Consider the following 13703-nt stretch of genomic DNA (forward strand, 5'->3'; position numbering starts at 1 on the left):
ATTTGCCCCAGGACGCAGGATCATGCGGATCAGGTCTGGGCCATGTCCACGAACCGCGAGTAGTGGCCCTGGAAGGCGACCGTGATCGTCGCGGTCGGGCCGTTACGGTGCTTGGCCACGATCAGGTCGGCCTCGCCCGCACGCGGCGACTCCTTCTCGTACGCGTCCTCGCGGTGCAGCAGGATGACCATGTCGGCGTCCTGCTCGATGGAGCCGGACTCACGCAGGTCGGAGACCATCGGTTTCTTGTCGGTGCGCTGCTCGGGGCCACGGTTCAGCTGGGACAGCGCGATGACCGGAATCTCCAGCTCCTTGGCGAGGAGCTTGAGGTTACGGGACATGTCCGAGACCTCCTGCTGGCGGTTCTCGGCACGCTTGGAGCCGCCGGACTGCATCAGCTGGAGGTAGTCGATGACGACCAGTCTGATGTCGTTGCGTTGTTTGAGACGTCGGCACTTGGCGCGGATCTCCATCATCGACAGGTTCGGAGAGTCGTCGATGAACAGCGGCGCGGCCGAGACGTCCGGCATCCGGCGGGCCAGCCGCGTCCAGTCCTCATCGGTCATCGTGCCGGAGCGCATGTGGTGCAGGGCCACACGGGCCTCGGCGGACAACAGACGCATCGCGATCTCGTTGCGCCCCATTTCGAGGGAGAAGATGACACTCGGCAGGTTGTGCTTGATCGACGCGGCCCGGGCGAAGTCCAGCGCAAGCGTGGACTTACCCATCGCGGGACGGGCGGCGATGACGATCATCTGGCCCGGGTGCAGGCCATTGGTGAGCGAGTCGAAGTCGGTGAAGCCCGTGGGCACACCGGTCATCTCACCGCTGCGGGAGCCGATCGCCTCGATCTCGTCGAGTGCGCCTTCCATGATGTCGCCGAGCGGCAGGTAGTCCTCGCTGGTGCGCTGCTCGGTGACCGCGTAGATCTCGGCCTGGGCGCGGTTGACGATCTCGTCGACGTCGTCGTCGGCCGCGTATCCCATCTGGGTGATACGAGTACCGGCCTCGACCAGGCGGCGCAGGACCGCGCGCTCGTGGACGATCTCCGCGTAGTACTCGGCGTTGGCCGCCGTCGGCACGGTCTGCACGAGGGTGTGCAGATACGATGCGCCGCCGACCTTGTTGATCTCTCCGCGTTTGGTGAGCTCGGCGGCGATGGTGATGGGGTCGGCCGGCTCGCCCTTGGCGTAGATATCCAGGATCGCCTGGAAGATCGTCTCGTGTGCGGGCTTGTAGAAGTCGTGGCCCTTGAGGATCTCCACGACGTCGGCGATGGCGTCCTTGGACAGGAGCATGCCGCCGAGGACGGACTGCTCGGCATCGAGGTCCTGGGGCGGCACGCGCTCGAAGGACGTTCCTCCGCCGTCCCATTCGCCGCTGTCCCGACCGCGGTCGTGCTGCTCGTCGCGGCCCCGGCCCCCGTCACCGCGTCGGCGGGAAGCAGGCAGACGATCGCTTGGACCGCTGTCGGCCCATGGATCGTCCAAGGGCTCGGAAATGCTCACCGAGCCACCTCCTCCCGTCCGCTGCCGAGCGGACCTAGCCATGCCCTCTTTTCTACGGCACGGCACTGACAACTGAGAGGCCCAACTCCGGTTACTGCACGTCGGTTTTGTGCTGGTTTCCCAGCCGACGAACGGAGCGGGCGCCGGACCACGGTAGGCCTGCCGGCACCGTCAGCCAATCTGGTTATCCACAGGCCATGTGGACGACGGCCCGGATGCTGTGGAGAACTCCGCAAAACCTGTGCACGACACGGTGGACAGCCCTGTGAACAAGCATCGACCTCTTTCATTACGACCACCCTGACCTGCACTTTTCCCGTCCACCGGCTGTGCAGAAGAAAAACTTCCCCGGTCGGGCCAAGATCGCTTCGAACGGCGCACGAAAGACCACGGGGCGAGACGAGCGGTAAGGGCCAGAAAGGCTTTGCATCTCTTACCTGTGGACGATTAGATTGATGCTCATGACACAGGCTCCCGCGACCCCCCGGGCCACGCCACGACAGCACGATCGAGAGATCGTCGCGCTGGCCGTCCCGGCCTTCGGCGCACTCGTCGCCGAGCCCCTCTTCGTCATGGCCGACAGTGCGATCGTCGGCCATCTCGGCACGGCACAACTCGCCGGCCTCGGCGTCGCCTCGGCCCTCCTGACGACAGCAGTCAGCATCTTCGTCTTCCTCGCTTACGCCACAACAGCGGCCGTCGCCCGACGGGTCGGCGCCGGCGACCTCCAGGCCGCCATCCGCCAAGGCATGGACGGCATCTGGCTGGCACTCCTGCTCGGCGCCGCCGTCATTGCCGCCGTTCTGCCCACTGCTCCACCCCTTGTGGGACTCTTCGGCGCCTCGGAAAGTGCGGCCCCCTACGCGACCACCTACCTGCGCATCTCGGCCCTCGGCATCCCGGCCATGCTCGTCGTACTCGCCGCGACCGGCGTCCTGCGCGGCTTGCAGGACACCAGAACGCCGCTCCGTGTGGCCATCGCGGGCTTTGTCGCCAACGGCGTCCTCAACGCGGTCCTCGTCTACGGCGCCGGCCTTGGCATCGCTGGTTCCGCCTGGGGCACCGTCATCGCACAGTGCGGCATGGCTGCCGTCTACCTCACCGTGGTCATCCGAGGAGCCCGCAGACACGGCGCATCACTCCGTCCCGACCCAGCCGGGATCCGGGCCTCCGCACAAGCCGGCGTTCCCCTCCTGGTCCGAACACTTTCACTGCGAGCGATCCTGATGATCGCCACAGCTGTCGCTGCCCGGCTCGGCGACGCCGACATCGCTGCACACCAGATCATCCTGTCCCTCTGGAGCCTGCTCGCCTTCGCCCTTGACGCCATCGCCATCGCCGGTCAGGCCATCATCGGACGCTATCTCGGCGCCGAGGACAGCCAGGGTGCCCGCGATGCCTGCCGACGCATGGTGCAGTGGGGTATCGCGGTGGGTGTCGTGCTCGGCGTCCTGGTGGTGGCCGCCCGGCCGGTGTTCCTGCCTCTGTTCACCAGCGACACCATGGTGAAGGACACAGCGCTGCCCGCCCTGCTCGTGGTGGCGCTCTCCCAGCCGATCTGCGGCGTCGTCTTTGTCCTGGACGGCGTCCTGATGGGAGCCGGTGACGGCCCCTATCTGGCCTGGGCCATGGTGGTCACCCTCGCTGCCTTCGCCCCGCTGGCATTGCTGGTTCCAGCACTCGGCGGCGGCCTCACCGCGCTGTGGGCAGCGATGACGCTGATGATGACGGTGCGCATGCTGACCCTTTGGCTGAGGACCCGTTCGGGCCGCTGGATCGTCACGGGTGCCACCCGCTGACATGTTTCACGTGAAACCGGCGTTTCACGTGAAACATGCGCGGCTCCGTACCGAACCGGAGCGCGAAGAAGGGGCCGCACCCGATATGGATGCCGCCCCTTCCCTCAGCTGTTCAAGCCGAGCGCGGCGATCAGGCCGCGACAACCTCGATGTTGACCTTGGCGGCAACCTCGGGGTGCAGACGCACGGACGTCTCGTGAGCGCCCAGCGTCTTGATCGGCGCGCCCAGCTCGATGCGGCGCTTGTCGACCTCGGGGCCACCGGAAGCCTTGATCGCCGAGGCGATGTCGGCCGGGGTGACGGAACCGAAGAGACGACCGGCGTCGCCGGAGCGGACGGCCAGACGGACCTTGACGCCCTCGAGCTGGGCCTTCACAGCGTTGGCCTGCTCGATGGTCTGGATCTCGTGGATCTTGCGAGCACGACGGATCTGCTCGACATCCTTCTCGCCACCCTTGGTCCAGCGGATAGCGAACTTCCGCGGGATCAGGTAGTTGCGAGCGTAACCGTCCTTGACGTCGACGACGTCGCCCGCGGCGCCGAGGCCGGAGACCTCGTGGGTGAGGATGATCTTCATGTTTCGGTCACCCTTCCCTTATCGCGCGGTGGAGGTGTAGGGCAGCAGCGCCATCTCACGGCTGTTCTTCACGGCCGTGGCGACGTCACGCTGGTGCTGCGTGCAGTTGCCGGTCACGCGGCGGGCACGGATCTTGCCGCGGTCGGAAATGAACTTCCGCAGCATGTTCGTGTCCTTGTAGTCCACGTACGTGACCTTGTCCTTGCAGAAAGCGCAGACCTTCTTCTTAGGCTTGCGCACAGGCGGCTTCGCCATGGTGTTTCTCCTGTGTGATCAAGAAGTTTGGGTACGAACCCGCCCCTAGAAGGGAGGCTCGTCCGAGTAGCCGCCGCCACCGCCGCTGCCGCCGGAGTTTCCACCCCAGCCGCCGCCACCGCCGCTGCCCTGGTTGCCACCGGCGGGAGCGCCGGTCGCCCACGGGTCGTCGGCGGGAGCACCGCCGCCGCCCTGCTGGCCGCCGCCGGAGTTTCCACCCCAGCCGCCGCCACCCTGGCCGCCACCGCCGCCGTAACCGCCGCCCTGACCCTGCCCACCGCGGCCGGCGGTCTTGGTGACCTTGGCCGTGGCGTTGCGCAGGCTGGCGCCGACTTCCTCGACGTCCAGTTCGTAGACCGTGCGCTTGACGCCCTCACGGTCCTCGTAGGACCGCTGCTTCAGCCGGCCCTGCACGATGACGCGCATGCCTCGCTGGAGCGACTCGGCGACGTTCTCCGCCGCCTGACGCCAGACCGAGCAGGTCAGGAAGAGGCTTTCGCCGTCCTTCCACTCGTTCGTCTGGCGGTCGAAGGTGCGGGGAGTGGACGCGACACGGAACTTCGCGACCGCCGCACCGGAAGGGGTGAAGCGCAGCTCGGGGTCATCGACAAGATTGCCGACGACCGTGATGACGGTCTCGCCTGCCATGGGGGAACCTCTCGGCGGGTTTGCTGCTGGCTGCTTGTGCTGCTACTCGAATCCCGAGATCAGCTGAGCGGAAGCTCAGTGGGTCTCGGGGCGGAGGACCTTGGTCCGGAGGACCGACTCGTTCAGGTTCATCTGGCGGTCGAGCTCCTTGACGACCGCAGGCTCGGCCTGCAGGTCGATGACCGAGTAGATGCCCTCGGGCTTCTTCTTGATCTCGTACGAGAGACGACGACGGCCCCAGGTGTCGACCTTCTCGACCTTGCCGTTGCCCTCACGGACGACGGAAAGGAAGTTCTCGATCAGGGGGGCGACAGCGCGCTCCTCCAGATCGGGGTCGAGGATGACCATCACCTCGTAGTGACGCATGTGGAACCCACCTCCTTTGGACTCAGCGGCCACGGTCGTTCCGTGGCAGGAGGGTTGTGATGCGTACGCAACGGTATCGGCCGCCACTGACAATCGGGGTCGGCGAGCGACATCCCCGGTTTGGCCTGGGCGGTTCCCTGGTTCTGCCTGGGCAGACACCGGTGCAGAGGGTACAGAGTACCCGCACACCCGCTTCCGGTTGAAATCCGGCCGCGCTGACCGTCAATCTGTACACATCGGGTGTGCATGGCGCTACGATGCGCCGTCTTCCGCAGGAGGTGCCCCATGGCACAGGCATTGCGACCCAACACCGTCGGAGGCCTTTTCGCCACGGACGGAAAACCCCACCCCATCCAGGACACGCTGCTCGCGGTGACCCTGGTTGTCGGAGTGACGGCGTTCGTGACGGGCTTCTTCCACAGCCTGCACCTGCTCAGCTCCTGGGCCGGCCTGGTGGGGATCCTCACCGGTGCGTACGGCCAGTGGATCTCGGAGACGACCCGCGAGCGCTTCGGACTCATCCTGGGTCTCGGCGCCTCGGCAGTCGGCTTCTTCCTCGGCATGGCGCACGGCGGCCTCTTCGGCGGGGTCATCGGCTGAAGCCAGGGACACCGTCCTTCGAACTCCACACAAAGCACCACTGAACGCCTCGGCGGCCCACCAGCCGGGGTGCAGGTTCCGTACGCCCAGTCGGGGCGCTCGCAAGGCGCAGTAGGCTTCGGCGCGAGAGCCGGAGCCCCTGTACCCATGGGGACACACCAGCCCGAGGAGCGCCCCGAATGAGCCTGACCCTGAGGACGATCAGCCGCGAGCAGCATCTGGCGTACATCCAGAGCCTGCCCTCGGCGAGCCACATGCAGGTTCCGGCCTGGGCTGACGTCAAGGCGGAGTGGCGCTCCGAGAGCCTCGGCTGGTTCGACGAGAGGTCCGGCGAGATGGTCGGTGCGGGCCTCGTCCTCTACCGCCAACTGCCCAAGATCAAGCGCTACTTGGCCTATCTGCCTGAGGGCCCGGTCATCAACTGGTTCGCGCCGAATCTGACCGAGTGGCTGGAACCGATGCTGGCGCACCTCAAGCAGCAGGGCGCCTTCTCGGTGAAGATGGGCCCGCCGGTCATCATCCGGCGCTGGGAGGCCACCTCCATCAAGGCGGGCATCCAGAACCCGGACGTGAAGCGGCTGCGCGACATCGAGGCCGACTTCATCGAGCCACGCGCCTTCGAGGTCGCCGACAAGCTGCGTAGGATGGGCTGGCAGCAGGGGGAGGACGGTGGCGCCGGCTTCGGCGACGTCCAGCCCCGCTACGTCTACCAGGTGCCGCTTGCCAACCGCTCCCTGGAAGAGGTCCACAAGAACTTCAACCAGCTGTGGCGGCGCAACATCAAGAAGGCCGAGAAGGCCGGCGTCGAGGTCGTCCAGGGCGGCTACCAGGACCTGGCCGAATGGCAGCGGCTGTATGAGATCACGGCCGTGCGCGACCACTTCCGGCCCCGCCCGCTGTCGTACTTCCAGCGCATGTGGACGGCCCTCAACACCGAGGACCCCAACCGCATGCGGCTGTACTTCGCCCGGCACGACGGCGTGAACCTGTCGGCGGCGACGATGCTGATCGTCGGCGGGCACGTCTGGTACTCCTACGGCGCCTCCGACAACATCGGCCGTGAGGTCCGGCCCTCGAACGCGATGCAGTGGCGGATGCTGCGCGACGCATACGCCCTCGGCGCGACCGTCTACGACCTGCGCGGAATCTCCGACTCTCTCGACGAGACCGACCACCTCTTCGGCCTGATCCAGTTCAAGGTGGGCACCGGCGGCCAGGCCGCCGAGTACCTCGGTGAGTGGGACTTCCCGCTCAACAAGCTGCTCCACAAGGCGCTCGACATCTACATGTCGCGCCGCTGAGCCCCACCGAGCCCGGTCGTTTGCTTCGATAGCTCCAACAGCTTCGCTGACAGCTCCACCGGCTTCGTTCGCTTCCATATCTCTGATACACCGCAGCCACGAGAAAGGTTCCAGGTCCGGCCATGGCGCTCACGCTCTACGTCGACACCGCGCGCTGGCGGGCGCACCACAAGCACGTGCAGGAGCAGTTCCCGGGGCTCGTCCCGGTCTGCAAGGGCAACGGCTACGGCTTCGGGCACGAGCGGCTGGCGGAGGAGGCCACGCGGCTGGGCTCGGACATCCTCGCCGTCGGTACGACGTACGAGGCCGCGCGCATCAAGGACTTCTTCGGCGGTGACCTGCTGGTGCTGACGCCCTACCGGCGCGGCGAGGAGCCCGTACCGCTGCCGGACCGGGTCATCCGCTCGGTGTCGTCGGTGGACGGCGTGTACGGCCTGGTGGGCGCCCGTGTGGTCATCGAGGTGATGTCCTCGATGAAGCGGCACGGCATCAGCGCCCAGGACCTGCCGCAGCTGCACGCCGCCATAGAGAACGTCCGCCTCGAAGGCTTCGCCATCCACCTGCCGCTGGACCGCACGGACGGCTCCGACGCCGTCGAGGAGGTCATCGGCTGGATGGACCACCTGCGCGCGGCCCGTCTGCCGCTGCACACGATGTTCGTCAGCCACCTCAAGGCCGACGAACTGCACCGGCTGCAGCAGCAGTTCCCGCAGACCCGCTTCCGGGCCCGCATCGGCACTCGCCTGTGGCTGGGGGACCACGAGGCCACCGAGTACCGCGGGGCGGTCCTGGACGTCACCCGTGTCGCCAAGGGGGACCGCTTCGGCTACCGCCAGCAGAAGGCGGCCTCCGACGGCTTCCTGGTGGTCGTGGCGGGCGGTACGTCGCACGGGGTGGGCCTGGAGGCCCCGAAGGCGCTGCACGGCGTCATGCCGCGCGCCAAGGGCGTCGCCCGGGCCGGCCTCGCCACGGTCAACCGGAACCTTTCTCCGTTCGTCTGGGGCGGCAAGCAGCGCTGGTTCGCGGAGCCGCCGCACATGCAGGTCTCCATCCTGTTCGTGCCGGCGGACGCACCCGAGCCGAAGGTCGGCGAGGAGCTGGTGGCCCATCTGCGGCACACCACCACGCAGTTCGACCGCATCGTCGACCGCTGAGCGACGCGTCAGCAAGCCGAAAGGCCGTACACGGAGCTCCCGTGTACGGCCTTTCGCGCGAGTCGTTGCGGGGACCGACCAGGTGGGTCGCCCACCGTCGCCGACAGCCTGTTCGCTCAGAGCGAACCATCTGTGGAAGATGCCGTTCCGCGGCTGCCCCACTCCACCTGCTGCCCGTCGAAGTAGGCCGCGTGCCGCGGCGGACGGGCCGCGGCGCCAAGGACGAAGACGTCCTCCGCACCGTCCAGTACGCCCCCTGACGGATCGTCGTCACCGGCCCGGCGCACCGGATCCCGCTCCGGCATGAGGATGTCGCGCACGACGACGGCGCACAGGTACAGCGTCCCCAGCAGGTGCACGCCGATGGCCCAGTGGTAGCCGTCCTGCGGCAGCCCCTTGTGAGCGTCCCCGCTGGTCGTGTACGCGAGATACAGCCAGATGCCCAGGAAGTAGGCAACCTCGCACGCCTGCCAGATCAGGAAGTCCCGCCACTTCGGCCGGGCCAGTACAGCGAGCGGAACCAGCCACAGGACGTACTGCGGCGAGTAGACCTTGTTGGTGAGGATGAACGCCGCAACGATCAGGAAAGCGAGCTGGGCGAAGCGCGGGCGGCGCGGAGCGGTCATCGTCAGCACCGCAAGCCCCACACAGCACAGCACCACCAGCGCCGTGGCCAGGTTGTTGACCGTGTCGGTGCTGAGCGGGTCGGTCGAGTTCTGGGCCATGATCAGCCAGAACGACCCGAAGTCCACACCCCGGTCGTGGCTGAACTTGTAGAACTGCGACCAGCCGTCCCAGGCGAAGAACATCACCGGCAGGTTCACGACGAGCCACGCGACGACTGTTCCTGCCACGGCCTTCCCGAAGTCCCGCCATTTACCCGCACGCCAGCACAACAGAAGCAGCGGGCCCAGCAGGAAGACGGGATAGAGCTTGGCGGCCGTGGCAAGCCCCAGGAGGACCCCGAATGCGACTGAACGGCCCCGGGACCACATCAGCATCGCCGCGGCCGTCAGAGCGACCGCCAGCAGGTCCCAGTTGATGGTGGCGGTCAGCGCGAAGGCGGGCGCCAGGGCGACCAGCAGACCGTCCCAGGGACGCCGGGCGTGCGTACGGGCCACGCAGACCGCGATGACGGCCGCGCACACCATCAGCATCCCGGCGTTGACCATCCAGTACCACTGCTCCTGGTCCTGGATGCTGCCGCTGCCCGGCGTGAGCCAGGAGGCCACCTCCATGAACACACCGGTCAGCACCGGGTATTCGAGGTACGGCATATCACCGGAGAGCTTGTCGAAGTACGGCACAAGTCCGTCGGCGAAACCGCGCCCCTGATAGAGGTGCGGGATGTCCGAGTAGCACGCCTTCGTGTACTGCGAGCTGGCGCCGAAGAACCAGGCGCCGTTGTAGCAGGGCGCCTTCTGGATCAGTCCGAGGGCGAACATCCCGATCGCCACGAGCACGACGACCCGCACGGGAGTCCACCAGGACGTCCCGAGCAGCGCTCGCCGCCCGAGGGGGCCGCCGATCAGCTCGCTGCCGGCCGCGGAGACCTCGTCCTCCTTGGTCGGCCGCACCGGGTCCTGCTCGTGCACGCTCGCTTGCGTCGATTCTGCGCTGGGCATGCCGCACATCCTGCCGTACGTGTCTAGGAATACGCCGAGGGCCGCCACAACCACTCAGGTGCGGCGGCCCCCGTTTCACGTGAAACATTCGACGTGTTTCACGTGAAACACCCGTGCCGGGCGTCTTGACGGCTACCCGACGGCTATCCGCCCCCTCCGAAGAGGCCCCCATTGCCGTTGCCTCTGCTGTTGCCGGTCCCAGAGGTGTCGGTGGCCGTGGGCGTCGAGGTCACGCCCCCGTCCGTGCCGCCGGTGTCCGTGCCACCGGTGGTGTTGCACTGCCAGCTGAACTTGCAGGACTCCGTCGCCGTGGGCGTCGGGCTGGTCAGCGTCTCGCTGGGTGTCGGGCTCGGGGTCGGGCTCGTCAGCGTCTGGCTGGGCGTCGGAGTCACGCTCGGGCTTGGTACGTCGTTGACGACCTCGCCGATGGGCTCCGGCGTCGGGAAGTCCTTCGGCTGTGTGTTCTTCAGCGCCTCTGCCATGTAGTCGTGCCAGATCTGGGCCGGGAACGACGCGCCGTGGATCTTCTTCTGGCCACCCGTCCCGTACATCTCCAGGAAGGTGCGGTTCTTGCTCGACTCGTTGTCGTCGTACCGGAACATCGTGATCGACGTGGAGAGCTGCGGGGTATAGCCCACGAACCATGCGGACTTGTTGCCGTCGGTGGTACCGGTCTTGCCGGCCACCTGACGTCCCGGGAGCTGGGCGTTGGTGCCCGTGCCCTTCTCGACCACGGTCCTCAGCACATCGGTGACATTGTCGGCGACCTTCGGGGTGAACGCCTCAACGGACTTGTCCGCGTGCGTGAAGACCGTGCCGTCCTTGCTCGTCACCTTCGTGACGGAGAACGGATCGTGCCGCTCACCACTGGCCGCGAAGGTGCCGTACGCCCCCGCCATGCGAATGGCACTCGGGTCGGAGATACCGATGGAGAAGGACGGGAAGCTGGTACCGGCCAGGCTGTTCTCCTTGAGGCCGGCATCCGTCGCCGCCTCCTTGACCTTGTCCAGCCCGACGTCCATGCCGAGCTGCACGTAGGCGGAGTTCACCGACTCCCGCATCGCCTCACGCAGGTCGATCTGGTACTTGGGCGGACTGCCGTACGACTCGTTGCCGTCGTTGGTCTGCAGCCACTCCTCACCCTTCTCGTTCTTCCAGACCGTCTTGTCGTAGTCCTGGATCTTGAGCTTGTTCTGGCCGCTGTACAAGCTCTTCGGGGATACCTGCGTGCGCTCGTCCTGCGCTTGCTCCGGGCCGAGACTCTTGTCCCGCACACCCCACTTCATCGCGGCCGCGAGCACGAACGGCTTGAAGGTCGAACCGACCTGGGCACCGGTCTGATCGGCGTTGTTGGTGAAGTGCTTGGTCGCGTCCTCGCCGCCGTAGATGGCCTTGATGGCGCCGGTCGTCGGGTCCACGGAAGCACCGCCGAACTGGACGTGGGTGTCCGTCTTCGGGCGTTCCTTGGGCTTGATGTTGTTCTTCTGGACGTTCTTGACCGAGGCCTCGAGCGCCTTGACCTTCTTCTTGTCGAAGGTCGTGTAGATCGAGTAGCCGCCCCGCTGCAGGTCGGTGGCGGAGATCTTCGTGTTGTTGATCAGGTAGGCCTTGGCGAGGTCGACGAGGTAGCCGACCTGGCCGCCGAGCGCCGTGTTCGACCGCGGGTTCTTCACGTCGGGGAGCTTGGTGTACTTGGCCCGGGTCGCCGCATCCAGGTGGTGGTACTCGACCATCTTGTCGAGGGTGTTCTGCATCTGACGCAGCGCACGCTGTTTGTTGGCCTCCGGGGTGGCCGCCGGATCGATCGAGGTGGAGCCCGCCGGGTCGTAGTACGTGGCGCCCTTGAGCATCGCCGCCAGGAACGCGCACTCTCCCGGGTTCAGGGCGACAGAGTCCTTGTTGAAGTACGCGCGGGCGGCCGCCTGAATCCCGTAGGCGCCGCGCCCGTAGTACGCGGAGTTCAGGTACCCGGCCATGATGTTGTCCTTCGAGACCGTGGTACCCACCTTTATCGAGATGAAGATCTCTTTGAACTTACGCGTGATCGTCTGCGACTGGTCGTCCAGCCGCGCGTTCTTCACGTACTGCTGGGTGATGGTGGAGCCACCCTGCGTCTCACCGCCCCGGGCCATGTTGAACACGGCGCGGGCGATGCCCTTCGGGTCGATGCCGTTGTCGGTGTAGAAGGTCTTGTTCTCCTGCGAGACCACGGCGTACTGCATCGCCTTGGGGATCTGCGAGAGGTTGACGATCTGGCGGTTCGTCTCACCACCCGTGGCGACCATCTCACTGCCATCGGACCAGTAGAAGACGTTGTTCTGCGCTTTCGCGGTATCGGCGACATTCGGGACGCTCACCATGGCGTACCCGATGCCCGCCACTGCCACCAGGCCGCCTAGGAAGCCGATGAACAGGCCCGTCACCAGCTTCCACGACGGCACCCAGCGCCCCACGCCGTACTTGCCCGCCCGCGGATAGTCGATGATCCGCTTCTTGCCGGGCGGAGCAGAGCGCCCCCTTCCGCCCCCGGGCCCGTTCGGGCCGCCCGGTGCGCCGCGTCGACCTCCGCGGCCGGGCTCGGCCGCTCTGCGGCGGCCACCTCCAGTTCTCTGTGCCGCGCGGCGGGCTTCGGCGCGGCCGCTGTACGACCGCTCCTCGTCAGTCGACCCCTGGCCCAGTCCGTAATCGGCCGGGGACCCGGTGGCGCCCCGCGTTGCCGCGCGGCGGCCGGAGGACGAACCGGACTGGCCGCGTCGGGCCGCGGCACGTCCGCCTCCCTGCGGCTGCGGCGGTTTGCGACGGTGCTCGCTCATCGAACGACTACTCCTCGGGCAGGCGCACCCTTGCGCGCCTGGAGACGGCGGCTGGTTTCCGGTCCCCCCGAAGTACGGATGTGGTCGATCCCGCATTCACCCGTACTGCACCGGGAGCCATGACGCCCCCTCGCGTCACTCGGCTCCCGCTGGTTTGCATGGCGCACAGACTACGCACCGTCAAACCCCACTGAGGCTCGAAGTTCACCCCAAATCAGACAACTTGCCGCGGATGAATAAGTGATGTGATCCCGTTCACCGTCTCGCCACTTGTCGCATCCGGAAGGCCGTTCTATCGTCTTGATGTATCGAGTCGATACATCGGTGCGAGATAAGGGCAAGGAGGCGAGCGGATGAGCCGGCGTTCCGGGATCCTCGAGTTCGCCGTACTCGGCCTGCTCCGCGAGTCCCCGATGCACGGCTATGAGCTGCGCAAACGACTCAATACGTCACTGGGTGTGTTCCGTGCGTTCAGCTACGGAACGCTCTACCCCTGCCTCAAGACGCTGGTCGCCAACGGCTGGTTGATCGAAGAGCCGGGACACACGCCCGAGGACGCCCTCGCTGCACCACTCGCAGGGCGTCGCGCCAAGATCGTCTACCGGTTGACGGCGGAAGGTAAGGAGCACTTCGAGGAGCTGCTCTCGCAGACGGGCCCCGACGCATACGAGGACGAGCACTTCGCGGCCCGCTTCGCCTTCTTCGGGCAGACGTCGCGCGACGTACGCATGCGCGTCCTCGAGGGCCGCCGCAGTCGGCTGGAGGAGCGTCTGGAGAAGATGCGCGCCTCTCTGGCGCGCACCCGGGAGCGCCTCGACGACTACACGCTTGAGCTCCAGCGCCACGGGATGGAGTCCGTGGAGCGCGAAGTGCGCTGGCTGAACGAGCTCATCGAGAGCGAGCGGGCCGGACGGGACCTGAAGGGTCCTGCCTCCGGGGGGTCCGCTCAGCAAGACACCACACATGGAGCGCCGGGCGTCCTGCCCCGGCCCGGGGACACCCCCGGACCGGATACGCCCGACGACACCGCCACGTGAGAGCCCAGTCAGGGCCTCAC

General features: G+C 66.9%; 12 protein-coding genes. 5 read left to right on the forward strand and 7 right to left on the reverse strand.

Features of this window, described 5'->3' with window-relative positions; all coding sequences use genetic code 11:
• Positions 1–29 precede the first annotated feature (29 nt).
• Positions 30–1508, reverse strand: a complete 1479-nt coding sequence (gene dnaB, locus P2Q00_RS38905; protein ID WP_275779039.1) for a replicative DNA helicase — start codon at positions 1506–1508, stop codon at positions 30–32.
• A gap of 461 nt (positions 1509–1969) precedes the next feature.
• On the opposite strand from dnaB, the gene P2Q00_RS38910 reads away from it, so the two are divergent.
• Positions 1970–3307 (forward strand): MATE family efflux transporter, encoded by a 1338-nt coding sequence (locus P2Q00_RS38910; protein WP_275779040.1) that lies wholly within the window; start codon positions 1970–1972, stop codon positions 3305–3307.
• Between the two features lie 130 nt (positions 3308–3437).
• Here the strand turns inward: P2Q00_RS38910 and rplI are convergent, their stop codons facing one another.
• The 4 genes from rplI to rpsF all read right to left on the reverse strand — a co-directional run bounded on the left by rplI (position 3438) and on the right by rpsF (position 5153).
• Positions 3438–3884, reverse strand: coding sequence for a 50S ribosomal protein L9 (gene rplI, locus P2Q00_RS38915; RefSeq protein ID WP_275779042.1), 447 nt, complete (start codon positions 3882–3884; stop codon positions 3438–3440).
• An 18-nt stretch (positions 3885–3902) separates the two neighbouring features.
• Complete coding sequence (gene rpsR / locus P2Q00_RS38920) at positions 3903–4139, reverse strand: 30S ribosomal protein S18 (protein ID WP_003949403.1); 237 nt, start codon at positions 4137–4139, stop codon at positions 3903–3905.
• 45 nt (positions 4140–4184) lie between these two features.
• Positions 4185–4787 carry a single-stranded DNA-binding protein gene (locus P2Q00_RS38925; RefSeq protein WP_275779043.1) on the reverse strand — a complete coding sequence of 201 codons (603 nt, stop codon included), beginning with the start codon at positions 4785–4787 and terminating at the stop codon, positions 4185–4187.
• 75 nt (positions 4788–4862) lie between these two features.
• Entirely contained in the window at positions 4863–5153 is a 291-nt protein-coding gene (gene rpsF, locus P2Q00_RS38930) for a 30S ribosomal protein S6 (RefSeq protein WP_005482942.1), read from the reverse strand.
• Between the two features lie 285 nt (positions 5154–5438).
• Here rpsF and P2Q00_RS38935 point away from each other — a divergent pair, with 285 nt between their 5' ends.
• From P2Q00_RS38935 to P2Q00_RS38945, 3 genes are all read left to right on the forward strand, one after another.
• Complete coding sequence (locus P2Q00_RS38935) at positions 5439–5753, forward strand: hypothetical protein (RefSeq protein ID WP_275779044.1); 315 nt, start codon at positions 5439–5441, stop codon at positions 5751–5753.
• A 179-nt stretch (positions 5754–5932) separates the two neighbouring features.
• On the forward strand, positions 5933–7054 hold the full coding sequence (gene femX / locus P2Q00_RS38940) for a peptidoglycan bridge formation glycyltransferase FemX (protein WP_275779046.1): 1122 nt from the start codon (positions 5933–5935) through the stop codon (positions 7052–7054).
• Positions 7055–7176: 122 nt separating this feature from the next.
• Positions 7177–8208 (forward strand): alanine racemase, encoded by a 1032-nt coding sequence (locus tag P2Q00_RS38945; RefSeq protein WP_275779047.1) that lies wholly within the window; start codon positions 7177–7179, stop codon positions 8206–8208.
• A gap of 116 nt (positions 8209–8324) precedes the next feature.
• On the opposite strand, the gene P2Q00_RS38950 is transcribed toward P2Q00_RS38945, so the two are convergent.
• Entirely contained in the window at positions 8325–9833 is a 1509-nt protein-coding gene (locus tag P2Q00_RS38950) for a glycosyltransferase family 87 protein (protein WP_275779048.1), read from the reverse strand.
• A 143-nt stretch (positions 9834–9976) separates the two neighbouring features.
• Positions 9977–12646, reverse strand: a complete 2670-nt coding sequence (locus P2Q00_RS38955; protein WP_275779049.1) for a transglycosylase domain-containing protein — start codon at positions 12644–12646, stop codon at positions 9977–9979.
• 353 nt (positions 12647–12999) lie between these two features.
• On the opposite strand from P2Q00_RS38955, the gene P2Q00_RS38960 reads away from it, so the two are divergent.
• On the forward strand, positions 13000–13683 hold the full coding sequence (locus P2Q00_RS38960; protein ID WP_275779050.1) for a PadR family transcriptional regulator: 684 nt from the start codon (positions 13000–13002) through the stop codon (positions 13681–13683).
• Positions 13684–13703 lie beyond the last annotated feature (20 nt).

The organism is Streptomyces coacervatus (assembly GCF_029223485.1).
GTDB lineage: Bacteria > Actinomycetota > Actinomycetes > Streptomycetales > Streptomycetaceae > Streptomyces > Streptomyces coacervatus.